General features: G+C 62.4%; 14 protein-coding genes. All 14 read left to right on the top strand.

Going from position 1 to position 12,534, the window contains the following annotated elements; all coding sequences use genetic code 11:
• Nucleotides 1–28 precede the first annotated feature (28 nt).
• The gene (locus ACLD9W_RS04300) at nt 29–1,159 is read left to right on the top strand and encodes a M14-type cytosolic carboxypeptidase (RefSeq protein WP_410840860.1); all 1,131 of its coding nucleotides are present in this window, start codon (nt 29–31) and stop codon (nt 1,157–1,159) included.
• A 99-nt stretch (nt 1,160–1,258) separates the two neighbouring features.
• Nucleotides 1,259–2,131: an EamA/RhaT family transporter gene (locus ACLD9W_RS04295; RefSeq protein WP_410840859.1), complete on the top strand. Its 873-nt coding sequence runs from the start codon at nt 1,259–1,261 to the stop codon at nt 2,129–2,131.
• A 463-nt stretch (nt 2,132–2,594) separates the two neighbouring features.
• Nucleotides 2,595–3,026 (top strand): ester cyclase, encoded by a 432-nt coding sequence (locus ACLD9W_RS04290; RefSeq protein WP_410840858.1) that lies wholly within the window; start codon nt 2,595–2,597, stop codon nt 3,024–3,026.
• Nucleotides 3,027–3,175: 149 nt separating this feature from the next.
• Nucleotides 3,176–4,258: a prephenate dehydratase gene (gene pheA / locus ACLD9W_RS04285; protein WP_410840857.1), complete on the top strand. Its 1,083-nt coding sequence runs from the start codon at nt 3,176–3,178 to the stop codon at nt 4,256–4,258.
• 33 nt (nt 4,259–4,291) lie between these two features.
• Nucleotides 4,292–4,930, top strand: a complete 639-nt coding sequence (locus ACLD9W_RS04280) for a TIGR00730 family Rossman fold protein (protein ID WP_410840883.1) — start codon at nt 4,292–4,294, stop codon at nt 4,928–4,930.
• On the top strand, nt 4,927–5,721 hold the full coding sequence (locus ACLD9W_RS04275; RefSeq protein WP_410840856.1) for a GDP-L-fucose synthase: 795 nt from the start codon (nt 4,927–4,929) through the stop codon (nt 5,719–5,721). Before ACLD9W_RS04280 ends, ACLD9W_RS04275 begins: the two co-directional genes overlap by 4 nt.
• A 172-nt stretch (nt 5,722–5,893) precedes the next feature.
• Nucleotides 5,894–6,631, top strand: a complete 738-nt coding sequence (gene pyrF, locus ACLD9W_RS04270) for an orotidine-5'-phosphate decarboxylase (RefSeq protein ID WP_410840855.1) — start codon at nt 5,894–5,896, stop codon at nt 6,629–6,631.
• Nucleotides 6,632–6,731: 100 nt separating this feature from the next.
• Complete coding sequence (locus ACLD9W_RS04265; protein WP_410840854.1) at nt 6,732–7,721, top strand: hypothetical protein; 990 nt, start codon at nt 6,732–6,734, stop codon at nt 7,719–7,721.
• Entirely contained in the window at nt 7,721–8,473 is a 753-nt protein-coding gene (locus ACLD9W_RS04260; protein WP_410840853.1) for a hypothetical protein, read from the top strand. The genes ACLD9W_RS04265 and ACLD9W_RS04260 overlap by 1 nt, the downstream gene beginning before the upstream one ends.
• Before the next feature lie 140 nt (nt 8,474–8,613).
• A complete protein-coding gene (rfaE1, locus tag ACLD9W_RS04255) occupies nt 8,614–9,555 on the top strand; it encodes a D-glycero-beta-D-manno-heptose-7-phosphate kinase (RefSeq protein ID WP_410840852.1) in 942 nt (313 codons plus the stop codon).
• 143 nt (nt 9,556–9,698) lie between these two features.
• On the top strand, nt 9,699–10,091 hold the full coding sequence (locus ACLD9W_RS04250; RefSeq protein WP_410840851.1) for a hypothetical protein: 393 nt from the start codon (nt 9,699–9,701) through the stop codon (nt 10,089–10,091).
• A gap of 181 nt (nt 10,092–10,272) precedes the next feature.
• Nucleotides 10,273–10,722: a PTS IIA-like nitrogen regulatory protein PtsN gene (gene ptsN, locus ACLD9W_RS04245; protein WP_410840850.1), complete on the top strand. Its 450-nt coding sequence runs from the start codon at nt 10,273–10,275 to the stop codon at nt 10,720–10,722.
• Nucleotides 10,722–11,684: an HPr(Ser) kinase/phosphatase gene (gene hprK, locus ACLD9W_RS04240; protein ID WP_410840849.1), complete on the top strand. Its 963-nt coding sequence runs from the start codon at nt 10,722–10,724 to the stop codon at nt 11,682–11,684. Before ptsN ends, hprK begins: the two co-directional genes overlap by 1 nt.
• Complete coding sequence (rapZ, locus tag ACLD9W_RS04235) at nt 11,665–12,510, top strand: RNase adapter RapZ (RefSeq protein ID WP_410840848.1); 846 nt, start codon at nt 11,665–11,667, stop codon at nt 12,508–12,510. Before hprK ends, rapZ begins: the two co-directional genes overlap by 20 nt.
• The last annotated feature ends 24 nt before the right edge of the window (nt 12,511–12,534 follow it).

The raw sequence follows: 12,534 nt of genomic DNA, 5'->3' as shown, positions 1-12,534 counted from the left end.
TTGCCAACCGCCCGCCACGGGATACGCCATGCTGAAAATCTCCACCCGCTTCCACGCCGGTTCGGTCATCGTCAACGACCTGTCCGACCCGCAAAACATCCGTCTCGCCCTGCGTCCCGACAACGCCGCCGCCTTCGCCCAATGGTTTTATTTCCGATTGCAGGGCGCAGCCTACCAAAACTGCGTCATGCACTTTGAAAACGCCGCCTCCGCCGCCTATCCCGAAGGCTGGCAGGACTATCAGGCGCGCGCCTCTTACGACCGGCAAAACTGGTTCTGCGTGCCCACAAGCTACGAAAACGGCGTGCTCACCATCAACCACACCCCCCTGTCCAACAGCGTCTACTACGCCTATTTCGAGCCTTATTCGGGCGAGCAGCACCTCAACCTGCTGGGCGATGCGCAGGGCAGCGGCCTGTGCCAGATTGACGATCTGGGCAGCACCGTCGAAGGGCGCGACATCAACCTGCTCACCATCGGCAACCAGGTCGAAAGCGATTTGAAAATCTGGATCACCGCCCGCCAGCACCCCGGCGAAACCATGGCCGAATGGTTTGTCGAGGGGCTGCTCGGCCGCCTGCTCGACCCGCAGGACCCCACCGCCCGCGCCCTGCTCGATCAGGCGACGTTTTACATCGTGCCCAATATGAACCCCGACGGCGCGGCGCTGGGCAACCTGCGCACCAACGCCGCCGGCGCCAACCTCAACCGCGAATGGGAAAACCCCACCGCCGAACGCAGCCCCGAAGTGTTTTACGTGCGCGAAAAAATGCTGGAAACCGGCGTCGACCTCTTTCTCGACATCCACGGCGACGAAAGCCTGCCCTATATCTTCGTTGCCGGAACGGAAGGCGTGCCGACGTATAACGCGCGCATCGCCGCTTTGGAAAACCGCTTCAAAGCCGCCTTCGCTGCCGCCAGCCCCGATTTCCAAGACGAAGAGGGCTATCCGAAAGCCGCGCCCGGGCAGGCTGATTTGAGTTGGGCGAACAACTGGGTGGGCAACCGTTTCCAATGCCTGTCGTACACGCTGGAAATGCCGTTCAAAGACAACAACAACCTGCCCGATGACGATTTCGGCTGGAACGGCCAACGCTCCCTGCGCCTGGGTGAGGCCGTGCTCTCGGCCGTGCTGGCCGTGCTGCCCGATTTGCGTTAAACATAAAAAAGCGTGCGGCAAAAGGCCGTCTGAAACCCATCCGTATGTTTTAACTTCGTTGAAGCTGCGCTTTCAGACGGCCTTGTTCAGGAAAAAAACATGCACTATCTCATCATCAGCATCTGTTGCAGCGTCGCCGTGTCCATACTGCTGAAAATGGCGCGCAAACAGAAAATCGACATCGGCCAGGCCGTCGGCGTCAACTACATCACCGCCGTCAGCCTCACCGTTTGGTTTTTGCAGCCCGACACCGCCGACTGGCGGCAATACCTGCCGACCTGGTGGCTGTTTGCCGCCCTGGGCGTGCTGCTGCCCTCGGTGTTCGTTGTCATGGGGCGGGCGGTGGATGCGGCGGGCATCGTCAAATCCGACGCGGCGCAGCGGCTGTCGCTGTTTCTGCCCGTAATCGCCTCCTTCACCCTGTTCGGCGAAAAATTGGGCGAAGGGCGGCTCATCGGTTTGGTGCTGGCTTTTGCCGCGCTTGCCTGCCTGCTGTGGAAACAGGAAAGCGGCAAAAAAGGCGCGTCGTGGCAGGGCGCGGGGCTGCTGCTGGCCGTTTGGGCGGGCTACGGCGTGATCGACATCCTGTTCAAGCAGCTGGCCAAAAGCGGCACGGCCTTTGCGGGCAACCTGCTGGTGGCCTTCGCGCTGGCGGGCGTGCTGATGTTCGGCTGGCTGTTTGCGCGGCGCACCAAATGGACGGGCGCGGGCATAGGCGGCGGCCTGCTGCTGGGCTGCCTGAATTTCGGCAACATCCTGTCCTACATCCACGCCCATCAGGCTTTGGCCGACAGCCCGACGCTGGTGTTTGCGGGCATGAACATCGGAGTCATCGTCTGCGGCACGCTGGCGGGCGCGCTGGTTTTCAAAGAAAAAATCTCCAATATCAACGGCGCGGGCATCGTGCTGGCGGTGTGCGCCGTCGCCTGCCTGTTTTACTGGCCGCAGCTTTCGGCGCTGTTGGGCAGATAGGCCGTCTGAAATGCGTTAAGGCCGTCTGAAAAACACTTTTCAGACGGCCTCTGCCTTTGCAAAACCGTTTCCGTCCGACCCGTTTCAAAAAGACAGAAGGCCGTCTGAAAGTGCGGCTTCAACGAAGTCAAAATACTTTTCAGACGGCCTTCAAGTTTTCCCGCCGCACAACAGTCAGGCAAAAAAACGGTGTGGCGGTTTTGCCTGCCACACCCAAACACACACACATCAAGAGGAAAGGAAAGAAAAATTTATCCGGCGGTTGAAACGGCGTTGTGCGTCGGATGCGGCGCATTATAGGGATTTCCGGCAAACGGGTTTTGACGCAGGTCAAGATTGGGCGCGGCAAAGCACCCGTTTGCGGGATATGTTTTTGTGCGGCGGGTTTTCCTGCTACATCCGATTACAAAAGAGCGCTTTCGCGGTATGATGCGCGCCGACCGACAAAGGATAAGGAGAAGCTATGAGCCAGATAGGCAACCACGCCTTTATGCGCAAATTCGTCGAGCTGCTGAACACCGCCTCGCCTAAGCTCGCCTGCGATCTGATCGCGCCCGATGCCGCGTTCGACTCCGTCATCACCGGCAAATCGCACGTCGGCGCGCAAGGCTATCTGGAAATCCTCGCCGCGCTGAAAACCGGATTTCCCGACGCATATTGGGATTTGCAGGAAGTCGTGGGCGAGGGCAACGTGTTCGCCGCCCGCTTCAACATATCCGGCACGCATTCGGGCGTTTTCCAGGGCATCGCCCCCACGGGTAGGGAAGTGCGCATCTGCGCCACCAATATCTACCGCCTCAAACACGGACGCCTGGCGCGCGAGTTCGACCAGTTCGACAACCTGTCGCTGATGTGGCAGATGGGCGTTTATCCGCCGATGCCCGATGCGCGTTAGGCCGCCGCTAAAGGCCGTCTGAAACGTGCCGCGCGCTTTTTTGCCGTGTCGGCTTTCCGTTTTCAGACGGCCTTTTGTTTGCAGAGGCCGCCTGAAAATTTTTACGGTAGAATACGCCGCTTTGCGCAACCGCCCGAAAGGAGTTTCCCATGAGCGCCGAACAGGAAAAACAGCTTCTGCCGCACCGCAACGCCATCGACGAAATCGACGCCGCCGTGCTCGAACTGTTAAACCGACGTGCCGTCCACGCCCGCGCCATCGGCGAACTCAAAGGCACAGGCGTGGTATACCGCCCCGAGCGCGAAGCGCAGGTGCTGCGGCGGATTAAAGAATTGAACCAAGGGCCGCTGTCCGACGAAGGTGTGGCGCGGCTCTTTCGCGAAGTGATGAGCGAGTGCCTCGCCGTCGAGCGCCCGCTCACCGTCGCCTATCTCGGCCCGGAAGGCACGTTTACCCAGCAGGCCGCCGTCAAACACTTCGGCCACGCCGCCAACACCGTCGGCTGCGCCTCCGTCGACGAATGCATGCGCCAGGCCGAAGCCGACCAAGCCGACTATGCCGTCGTGCCGCTGGAAAACTCCACCGAAGGCTCGGTCGGCCGCACCCTCGACTTATTGGTTTCCTCGCCGCTGAAAGCCTGCGGCGAAGTCGTTTTGCGCATCCACCACCAGCTGCTGCGCAAACGCGAAGACTGGGAGGGTGCGGACACTGTCTACGCCCACGCGCAGGCGCTGGCGCAGTGCCACGACTGGCTGAACAAACACCTGCCCCCGCACATCCGCCGCGTCGCCGTGTCGAGCAATGCCGAAGCCGCCCGCATGGCGGCGGAAGACGGCGGCTCGCTGGCCATCGCCGGCGCGGCTGCCGCCGAACGCTACGGCCTCGTCGCCCTCGCCCGCAACATCGAAGACGAACCCGACAACACCACCCGCTTCCTCGTTTTGGGCAAACAGTCCACCGTCCCCAGCGGGCAGGACAAAACCTCGCTGCTCTTTTCCACACCCAACCGCGCCGGTTCGGCCGCCGAGCTGCTCGCGCCGTTCAGCGAAGCGGGCATTTCCATGAGCAAATTCGAAAGCCGCCCGAGCAAAACCGGCCTGTGGGAATACGTTTTCTTCATCGACATCGAAGGCCACCGCGACGACGAACGCGTCCGCGCCGTGCTCGAACGTTTCGCCGAACGCAATGTTTTCGTCAAAATCATTGGCTCGTATCCCGTGGCCGTGCTCTAAATCTTCAAACGTCTTCCCGACACCATGAACCCAATGAACAACATCGCCGTCTACTGCGGCTCGAACTACGGACAAATCCCCGACTACTTCCGCGCCGCCCGCGAGCTGGGCGCGCTGATTGCCCGCCGCGCCTCGCGCCTCGTTTACGGCGGCGGCCGCATCGGCCTGATGGGCGCGGTGGCTGATGCCGTGCTGGCAAACGGCGGTGCGGCCGTCGGCGTTATTCCCACCTTTCTGATAGAAAAAGAAGTGGCACACCGCGGCCTCACCGAACTCATCGAAACGCCCGACATGCCGACGCGCAAAAGCAAAATGATCGAATTGGCCGATGCCTTTGTCGCACTCTCCGGCGGCATCGGCACATTTGAAGAACTGTTTGAAGTCCTCTCTCTCGCCCAACTGCGGCAGCACCGAAAACCCGTCGGCCTCGTCAACACCGCCGGTTTCTACGACCCGCTACTGACCCTGCTCGAACGCGCCGCAGAACAAGGCTTTATGCCGCAGGCCAACCTCGGCCTGCTGTGCGTCGCCGATACCCCCGCCGCCCTGCTCGGACAAATGGCCGCATGGCAGCCGCAGGCGGCGCAAAACGTCCAAAAATGGATAGAACCCGACTGGCTGGCGCACGAGATGCCGTCTGAAAACCCCGCCGCAGGAGCGGCGCAGCCGTGAACGCCCCCGCCTCCTGCGCCATCCTCGGCCTCGGCTACCTCGGACGCCCGCTGGCCGAAACCCTCTGGCAGCACGGCAGCCGCGTGTCCGCATGGAAAAAAACCGTCACTTCCGACGACATCAACCTGCCGATAGACCTGGCAAGCGGCGACATTGCCGACTGCCTGACAAACGGCTTTCAGACGGCCTTTGCCCGCTGGCAGGGCGCGCAAACCTGGGTCTGCCTGCTGCCGCCGTCGGCCTGCGCCCACGCGGGCGAAAACGCCTATGCCGACACCGTCCGCGCCTGGGCGCAGACCGCCGCGCAATACGGCGCGCAACACCTGATACTCGCTTCGAGCATCGGCGTTTACGACGGCCATCGCGGCGATGTCGACGAAAACACCGCCCCCGTCAGCCGCCGCGGCCGCCTGCTGGCCGAGGCCGAAGCAGCCGTTTTGTCCGCCGCCGTGCCGCACCGCGACATCCTGCGCCTCGGCGGCCTTTATTGCGCCGAACGCCACCCGCTCGCCGCCGTCCTCGCCACGCAAAAAACCGTCGCCGCCGACGAACCCGCCAATATGCTGCACCGCAGCCGCGCCGTCGCCGCCCTGTTTCAGACGGCCTGCACCCCCAACGGCCGCCGCATACGCAACGTCGTCGAATACCCGCAGCCCGACAAACGGCAGTTCTACACCGCCGAGGCCGCCAAACTCGGCCTCCCCCCGCCGCCCTTCGCTGCGGGCGGCGCGGGCAAAACCGTGCGCACGCTGTACAAGGATTTCGCCGCCATCCTGAATGTGAACGGATAAAGAGGCCGTCTGAAATGCCGTCCCAACCCGTTTCAGAAACGTCATCCCCGCGAAGGCGGGGACGGCCTCCGCGCAGGCTGTACCGCCCGCAGGCAGCGCACGCGGCTGATGCCCGAGTAAGCAGCCATCAGGCCGTCTGAAAACCCCCGACATCCGCCAACCAAGGAAACCCATGAACCCCCTGATTACCGACCCCGCCCCCGCGCCAAACCGCACGCCCGTTATCGTCGCTCTCGATTTTGCCACCGAAGCCGAAACCGTCGCCTTCGTCCGCCGTCTCGATCCCACACTGTGCCAACTGAAAATAGGCAAAGAACTCTTCACTGCCACCGGCCGCAAACTGGCGGAAAATCTGGTCAACCAAGGCTACAAGCTCTTTCTCGACCTCAAATACCACGACATCCCGAATACCGTCGCCCAAGCCTGCAAAGCCGCCGCCGACATGGGCGTGTGGATGGTCGACATGCACGCCTCGGGCGGGCGGCGGATGATGGAAGCCGCCGCCGAAGCCCTCGCCAACCGCAGCGCCAAGCCCCTGCTGATCGGCGTCACCGTCCTCACCAGCATGGAACAAGCCGACCTGGCCGAAACCGGCATCACCGTCCCCGTCGAACAGCAGGTGCTGCGCCTGGCCGCACTGGCCGAAGACTCCGGCCTCGACGGCGTCGTCTGCTCCGCCCGCGAAGCCACCGCCCTGCGCGGTGCGCGCGGCGCGGATTTCGTCCTCGTCACCCCCGGCATCCGCCCCAATCCCGACGACAACAGCGACGACCAACGCCGAATCATGACGCCCGCCCAAGCCCTTGCCGCCGGTTCGACCTATCTGGTGATGGGACGCCCGATCACCCAGGCCGCCGACCCCGCCGCCGTGCTGCGCGACATCAACAGCCGGGTGCAGGAGGCCGTCTGAAAACAAAGTTTCAACGGAGTCAGAACATATACAGTCCGCCTTTCAGAAACGTTATCCCCGCGAAGGCTGGGGCGGCCTGAATCAACGGAGAACCGTTTTTGTGAACCGCCCTGCCCGCATGATTTTGCTGCTGCTAACCGCCGCTTTCGCCTTTGCCTCGTTTCAGACGGCCAACGGCTTTTTCGGCGACCGCTGCGCCGCGCGCAAAATGCTGCGCGACACCGTAGACGCCCTGCGCCTGCGTCTGCCCGCGCCCGGCGATCCCGATTTGGCCGCCGCCATGCCGCGCGGCCTGCCGAAGCTGCGCGACGGTTTCCTTTATTACCCCGAACGCAATGCCTACAAATACACCTTCACCGACAACGCGCCGCAGCATTTGGAGCGGCGCAGCATCTGGCTGGCGCCGCGCAACGGCCGCTGGCTGTGCTGGGCGGGCGTCAAAGACAGCGTGGCGGCGGCCGACTGCGGCGACCGCGAAATCGTCAAAGGATTGAAAGAAGAAGAGCATTTTCAGGCGCAGACGCGGGCGCATTTGTATTCCGACTGGTGCAACAGAGCCCTGCCGCCGCCCGATTGGGAAAACGCGCCCGTTTATGTGGTGTACAGCCCGCAACAGAGCATATGGGAAAATAGCAAACCGAAATGGCCGCAGGCACGCGTGCGCGCCGAACATTTCACGGACGCGCATCTGGTGCTGTTTGCGGCGGACAAGCAGACGGACTGGCTGCTCGATCTGCCCGAGCGGCCGAAAAGTCTGACCCTGATCGGCGCGGCGGAAGACAGCCAGCTCACCGTCAACCCCGCACCCGCAGACGGGCAGAGCGCCTATCTGTTCAGCTACGAAGCAAGCAAAAAAGCCTGCGAAAAGCTCGCGGTCGGCCGCTACGACACGCTGGCTGAATATTACGAAAACGAAACCTGGCAGGAGCAGGCGGTGGCGCGCCTGTTCCGCAATCCCACCGTGCGCCCGCTGATTACCGTGCTAGACGAAGCGCACCCCGAAGCGGTGTTGGATGCGGCGGCGCATAAAGGCCGTCTGAAAAACAACGGCGATTCGGCTGCGGCCGACGGGCAGACAGGAGGGCAGTGATGGAAACCATCCGTACGGTTTTCGGCATCATGATGATGGCGTTTTTTGCGGCGGTTTTCCTCATGATCCCCTTGTCGGCCGCCTGTTTTGCCTTTGCCGCATCGGCGTTGGGGCTGAAATTCCTGTATGCCCTGTTCAGACGGCCTCCGTCCGCCCGCCATCCGCTGATGTGGCTTTATGCCGCCGCGCTCGGCTACCTGCTGTTCGGCGTGCTGTATGCCGATTTCGCTGCCGTGCCCGCGCTGGTCAAACACAGGTGGTACGACGCCTACGCCCTGCGTACCCTGAACAACACGCTGCTTTTTGCCGTGCTGGCCGCCGCCAACCTGCCGCTGCTGCCCCTGCTGCGGCGCAAGGCGGAGCAGGACAGCGTCTGGCTGGGCACGGCCTGGTGCGTGTGGCGGGTGTTGTGGGGCGTGTTTTTCGCCACGCTGCTGCTGTCACTGCTGTCGGCCGAGCCCGTTTTCGGCGGATACTATGCCGCGTTTGCCGACGCCGTATGGCCGTGGCGGCAAAGCGTTCTGACCCTGCTCGAAGCCGACGGCACGCACACCGCCCGCCTATTGGCCGAGCCGCAACTGCGCAACGGCTTAACCGCATGGACGGACGGCCTGCTGATGCTGGCCGCCAGCCTGCCGTTTTTCCTGCTTTACGCGGAAACCCTGCCGCCTTCGCACGACGCGGCAAAAACCGGCCGCCATCGCATTGATATTCTGGCACGGCGGCGCAGACCGTCTGAAACACAGAAATAATGCGTCAAATCAAGTTTTCAGACGGCCTCTGCCGTAGGGTGTGTTGCGCAGCAACGCACGCGGTCTGTGTCGGAAAACGAATGACAGGCCGTCTGAAAAGCAGCCCCCAACGAAATCAAAACACAACAAGGAGTGGATTTATGGACACCGCAACCCTGAAAACCCGCCTGCAACAGGCGCACGTGCTGATAGCGGGCGACGTGATGCTCGACCGCTACTGGTTCGGCGACGCCGCCCGCATCTCGCCCGAAGCGCCCGTTCCCGTGGCGAAAATCGAGCGCACCGAATATCGCGCGGGCGGCGCGGCCAACGTCGCCCGCAACGTCGCCGCGCTGGGCGGACAGGCCGTGCTGCTGTCGGTTGTCGGCGACGACGAAGCGGGCGACAAACTGCACAAGCTGATGGAAGAATGCGGCGTGCAAACCGCCCTGATGCGCGACAAAACTATCTCCACCACCGTCAAAACCCGCGTCGTCGCCCGCAACCAGCAGCTCTTGCGCATCGACTTCGAAGACGCACCCGCGCACGAAGTGCTCGACAGCGTGCGGCAGGCCTTCCGCGACAAACTCTCCGGTTGCGACCTCGTCATTCTCTCCGACTACGGCAAAGGCGGCCTCGCCCACGTTGCCTCCTTTATCGAATGGGCGCGGCAGGCGGGCAAACCGGTGCTCGTCGACCCCAAAGGCAGCGACTACGCCAAATACGCCGGCGCCACGCTGCTCACGCCCAACCGCGCCGAATTGCGCGAAGTAACGGGAAGCTGGCACAGCGAAGAGGAGCTGACGGAAAAAGCGCAAACCCTGCGCCGCAACCTCGGCCTGGACGCGCTGCTGCTCACCCGCAGCGAAGAGGGCATGACCCTGTTCGGTAGCGGCGAGCCGCACCACCAACCGACGCGCGCGCGCGAAGTGTTCGACGTTTCCGGCGCGGGCGACACCGTTATCGCCACGGTGGGCTTGACAGCGGCCGCGGGCTTGGAACTGACCGAAGCCGTGCGCCTGGCCAACGCGGCGGCGGGCGTGGTGGTCGGCAAGCTGGGCACGGCGGTATGCACGTTTGACGAACTGGCACAATCATTGTAAAGTAGCGTAATAACTTGGTATGTTCATGTTGCAAAAGCCTATGTTTTGTTTAAGAATTTTCAAGAATAGGCAAGGCGCGGCAGAAAATTGCCTTATAACACAACTGCTTTGAAATTTTTTAAGGGGACGACATGGCCGTGAGCATGACCCGCCTGGAACTGAACTGGGACGACAGCGAAAGCCGCAACAAACTCGACATTACCTCCGTGCAGGCGGTTGCCGCCGTGTGGCTGGCCGACACCAAAGCCAGCCGCCATGCCGCCATGGACATAGAAACCGTGGTTGACGAGCCTTTCTCTTTTGCCTTCAACGGATTGGATGCGGCCACCGTTATCGGGCTGTTCGACGAAATCGCCCGCCAATTTCCGACCGTCCGCTTTTACGTGCGCGGCATTGGCGAAGATTTCAGCAATATGTGGCTGCGCGAGTATTTCGGCGGCGCCACCGTGTTTGCCGCCGGCCCGTTCGATCACAAAGTGTCGGAACATTTGAGCAACAAGGGCAAAAGCTGGTTCAGCCGCTGGCTGGGCAAGTAAAGCCGCAAAAAGGCCGTCTGAAAGCGTTTTTTGCAGGCGTTTTTCTGCCCGCAGCCGTTTTCAGACGGCCTGATTCCTTGCGCCGCGCCGTCTGGCCGGCCATGCAAACCCTCTGCCGCTGATTGAGATTGCCGCCTTGTGGCGGTACAATCCGCGGCGTTTTATTTTGTAAAGAAACATTATGAACCTGATTGGCGACATCCTTCCTCTAACGCATATCCTGCTCGATTCCGACGCAGGCAGCAAAAAACGTCTGTTCGAACAGGCCGGGCTGCTGCTGGAAACCGAAGCGGGCGTGCCGCGTTCGGAAGTGTTCGACTGCCTGTTTGCCCGCGAAAAACTCGGCTCGACCGGGCTGGGGCAGGGCGTGGCCGTACCGCACGGCCGTTTGGCCTCGCTGAAAAAAGCCGCCGGCGTGTTTATCCGCACCAAAGAACCCGTTCCCTTCGACGCACCTGACGGCAAACCGGTGTCGCTAGCCGTTGTCCTGCTCGTGCCCGAAGACGCCGCCGCCACGCATTTGGAAGTGCTCTCGCAACTGGCCGCACGCTTTTCCGACAAAAGCGTGCGCGAACGCCTGATGCAGGCGCAGGACGCCGCCGAAGTGCAGCGCATCCTGACGGAGCAATGATGCCCAGCATTTCCGTGCGCCGCCTGTATCAGGACAACCGCGACAAGCTGCGGCTGGCTTGGGCGGCAGGCGCGGCCGGTGCGGACAACCGCATCGGCGTCGAGGCCGACAAGCCCGTACTTGCGCTGGTCGGCCATTTGAATTTCATCCACCCCAACCAGGTGCAGGTGCTCGGCGTGGCCGAGGTCGACTACCTTGCGCGCATGGAATCGGGCGATCTGGCCTACAACTTCGAGCAGCTTTTCGAGCTGCCCATGTCGCTGGTGATCGTCGCCAACGATTTGGACGTGCCGCAAATCCTGCGCGACTACTGCCACACCAACAACGTCCCCCTGCTCACGTCCAGCCTGGAAAGCCCGTATCTGATGGACGTGCTGCGCATCTACCTGCAACGCACGCTGGCCGTGTCCACCATCAAGCACGGCGTCTTTCTCGACGTATTCGAAATCGGCGTGCTGCTCACCGGCCAGTCCGGCCTCGGCAAAAGCGAGCTGGCTTTGGAGTTGATTTCGCGCGGACACAGCCTGATTGCCGACGACGCCGTCGAGCTGCACCGCACCGGCCCCGAGCTGCTCGAAGGCCGCTGCCCGCCCATGTTGCGAGATTTCCTCGAAGTGCGCGGGCTGGGCATACTCAACATCCGCCACATCTTTGGCGAAACCTCCATCCGGCCGAAAAAATCCCTCAACCTCATCATCAACCTCGTGCCTGCCGACGACGACGACATGAAACAGCTCGACCGCCTGAGCATACGCAGCGAGACCGAAACCATCCTCAACGTCAACGTCCGCTCCGTCACCCTGCCCGTGGCCGCCGGACGCAACCTTGCCGTCCTCGTCGAAGCCGCCGTGCGCAACTACATCCTGCAACTGCGCGGCAAAGACAGCACGCGCGAATTTCTCGAACGCCACCAAAACATCATGAAAGAGCAGGGCATGCAGCATGAAGATCATCCTGATTAGCGGCCTTTCCGGCTCCGGCAAATCCGTCGCCCTCAAACAACTCGAAGACGCGGGCTACTACTGCGTCGACAACATGCCGATGGAAATACTGCCCCAGCTCGTGCTGTACCACATCCGCGGCGGCGGCGTCGAAAACCTCGCCGTCAGCGTCGACATCCGCTCCCGCATCAAAATGAGCGAAGTCGAAAAACAGCTTGCCTATCTCGCCAGACAAGGCCATCAGGCCGAAATCCTCTTTCTCGAAGCAGACGAAGCCACCCTCGTGCGCCGCTTCTCCGAAACCCGCCGCAGCCACCCGCTCGCCGCCCTCAACCAGCCCCTCACCGAAAGCCTGCGCCAAGAGCGGCAAACCCTCGCCCCCCTGCGCGAAAAAGCCTACTGTGTCGACACCTCCAAAATGAACGCCCAGCAGCTGCGCCACACCGTGCGCCGCTGGCTCGGCGCCGAACACCGGGGCATGATGCTCGTGTTCGAATCTTTCGGCTTCAAATACGGCACGCCCACCAACGCCGACTTTATCTTCGATATGCGCAGCCTGCCCAACCCCTACTACGACCCCGCCCTGCGCCCCTTCAACGGCATGCAGACCGAAATCCGCGCCTACCTCGACGCCGAACCCCTCGCAGGCGAAATGGCCGCCGACATCGCCGCCTTTCTCGAACGCTGGCTGCCGCGCATGCAGACAGAAAGCCGCAGCTACGTCACCGTCGCCCTCGGCTGCACCGGCGGCCAACACCGCTCCGTCTACATCGCCGAACGCCTGGCAGAGCATTTCCGCAGCCGCTACCCCGTCCTCGTCCGCCACCGCCAGCTCGACGCCCGCTAAAACGTCCGCGCAGACAGCCCGAAA

The sequence above is a fragment of the Neisseria sp. WLZKY-1 genome (assembly GCF_046546535.1).
In the GTDB taxonomy this organism is placed as follows: domain Bacteria; phylum Pseudomonadota; class Gammaproteobacteria; order Burkholderiales; family Neisseriaceae; genus Neisseria.
The sequence above is the reverse complement of the archived record's forward strand: the minus strand, read 5'-3'. Positions and strand labels throughout refer to the sequence as shown.

What these genes read in the sequence shown, in the direction of transcription:
- hprK (WP_410840849.1), top strand. Translation starts at nt 10,722, where the DNA reads ATGCCCAGCATTTCCGTGCGCCGCCTGTATCAGGACAACCGCGACAAG.
- ACLD9W_RS04290 (WP_410840858.1), top strand. Translation starts at nt 2,595, where the DNA reads ATGAGCCAGATAGGCAACCACGCCTTTATGCGCAAATTCGTCGAGCTG.
- pyrF (WP_410840855.1), top strand. Translation starts at nt 5,894, where the DNA reads ATGAACCCCCTGATTACCGACCCCGCCCCCGCGCCAAACCGCACGCCC.
- ACLD9W_RS04295 (WP_410840859.1), top strand. Translation starts at nt 1,259, where the DNA reads ATGCACTATCTCATCATCAGCATCTGTTGCAGCGTCGCCGTGTCCATA.
- ACLD9W_RS04300 (WP_410840860.1), top strand. Translation starts at nt 29, where the DNA reads ATGCTGAAAATCTCCACCCGCTTCCACGCCGGTTCGGTCATCGTCAAC.
- ptsN (WP_410840850.1), top strand. Translation starts at nt 10,273, where the DNA reads ATGAACCTGATTGGCGACATCCTTCCTCTAACGCATATCCTGCTCGAT.
- ACLD9W_RS04250 (WP_410840851.1), top strand. Translation starts at nt 9,699, where the DNA reads ATGACCCGCCTGGAACTGAACTGGGACGACAGCGAAAGCCGCAACAAA.
- pheA (WP_410840857.1), top strand. Translation starts at nt 3,176, where the DNA reads ATGAGCGCCGAACAGGAAAAACAGCTTCTGCCGCACCGCAACGCCATC.
- ACLD9W_RS04260 (WP_410840853.1), top strand. Translation starts at nt 7,721, where the DNA reads ATGGAAACCATCCGTACGGTTTTCGGCATCATGATGATGGCGTTTTTT.
- rapZ (WP_410840848.1), top strand. Translation starts at nt 11,665, where the DNA reads ATGAAGATCATCCTGATTAGCGGCCTTTCCGGCTCCGGCAAATCCGTC.
- rfaE1 (WP_410840852.1), top strand. Translation starts at nt 8,614, where the DNA reads ATGGACACCGCAACCCTGAAAACCCGCCTGCAACAGGCGCACGTGCTG.
- ACLD9W_RS04280 (WP_410840883.1), top strand. Translation starts at nt 4,292, where the DNA reads ATGAACAACATCGCCGTCTACTGCGGCTCGAACTACGGACAAATCCCC.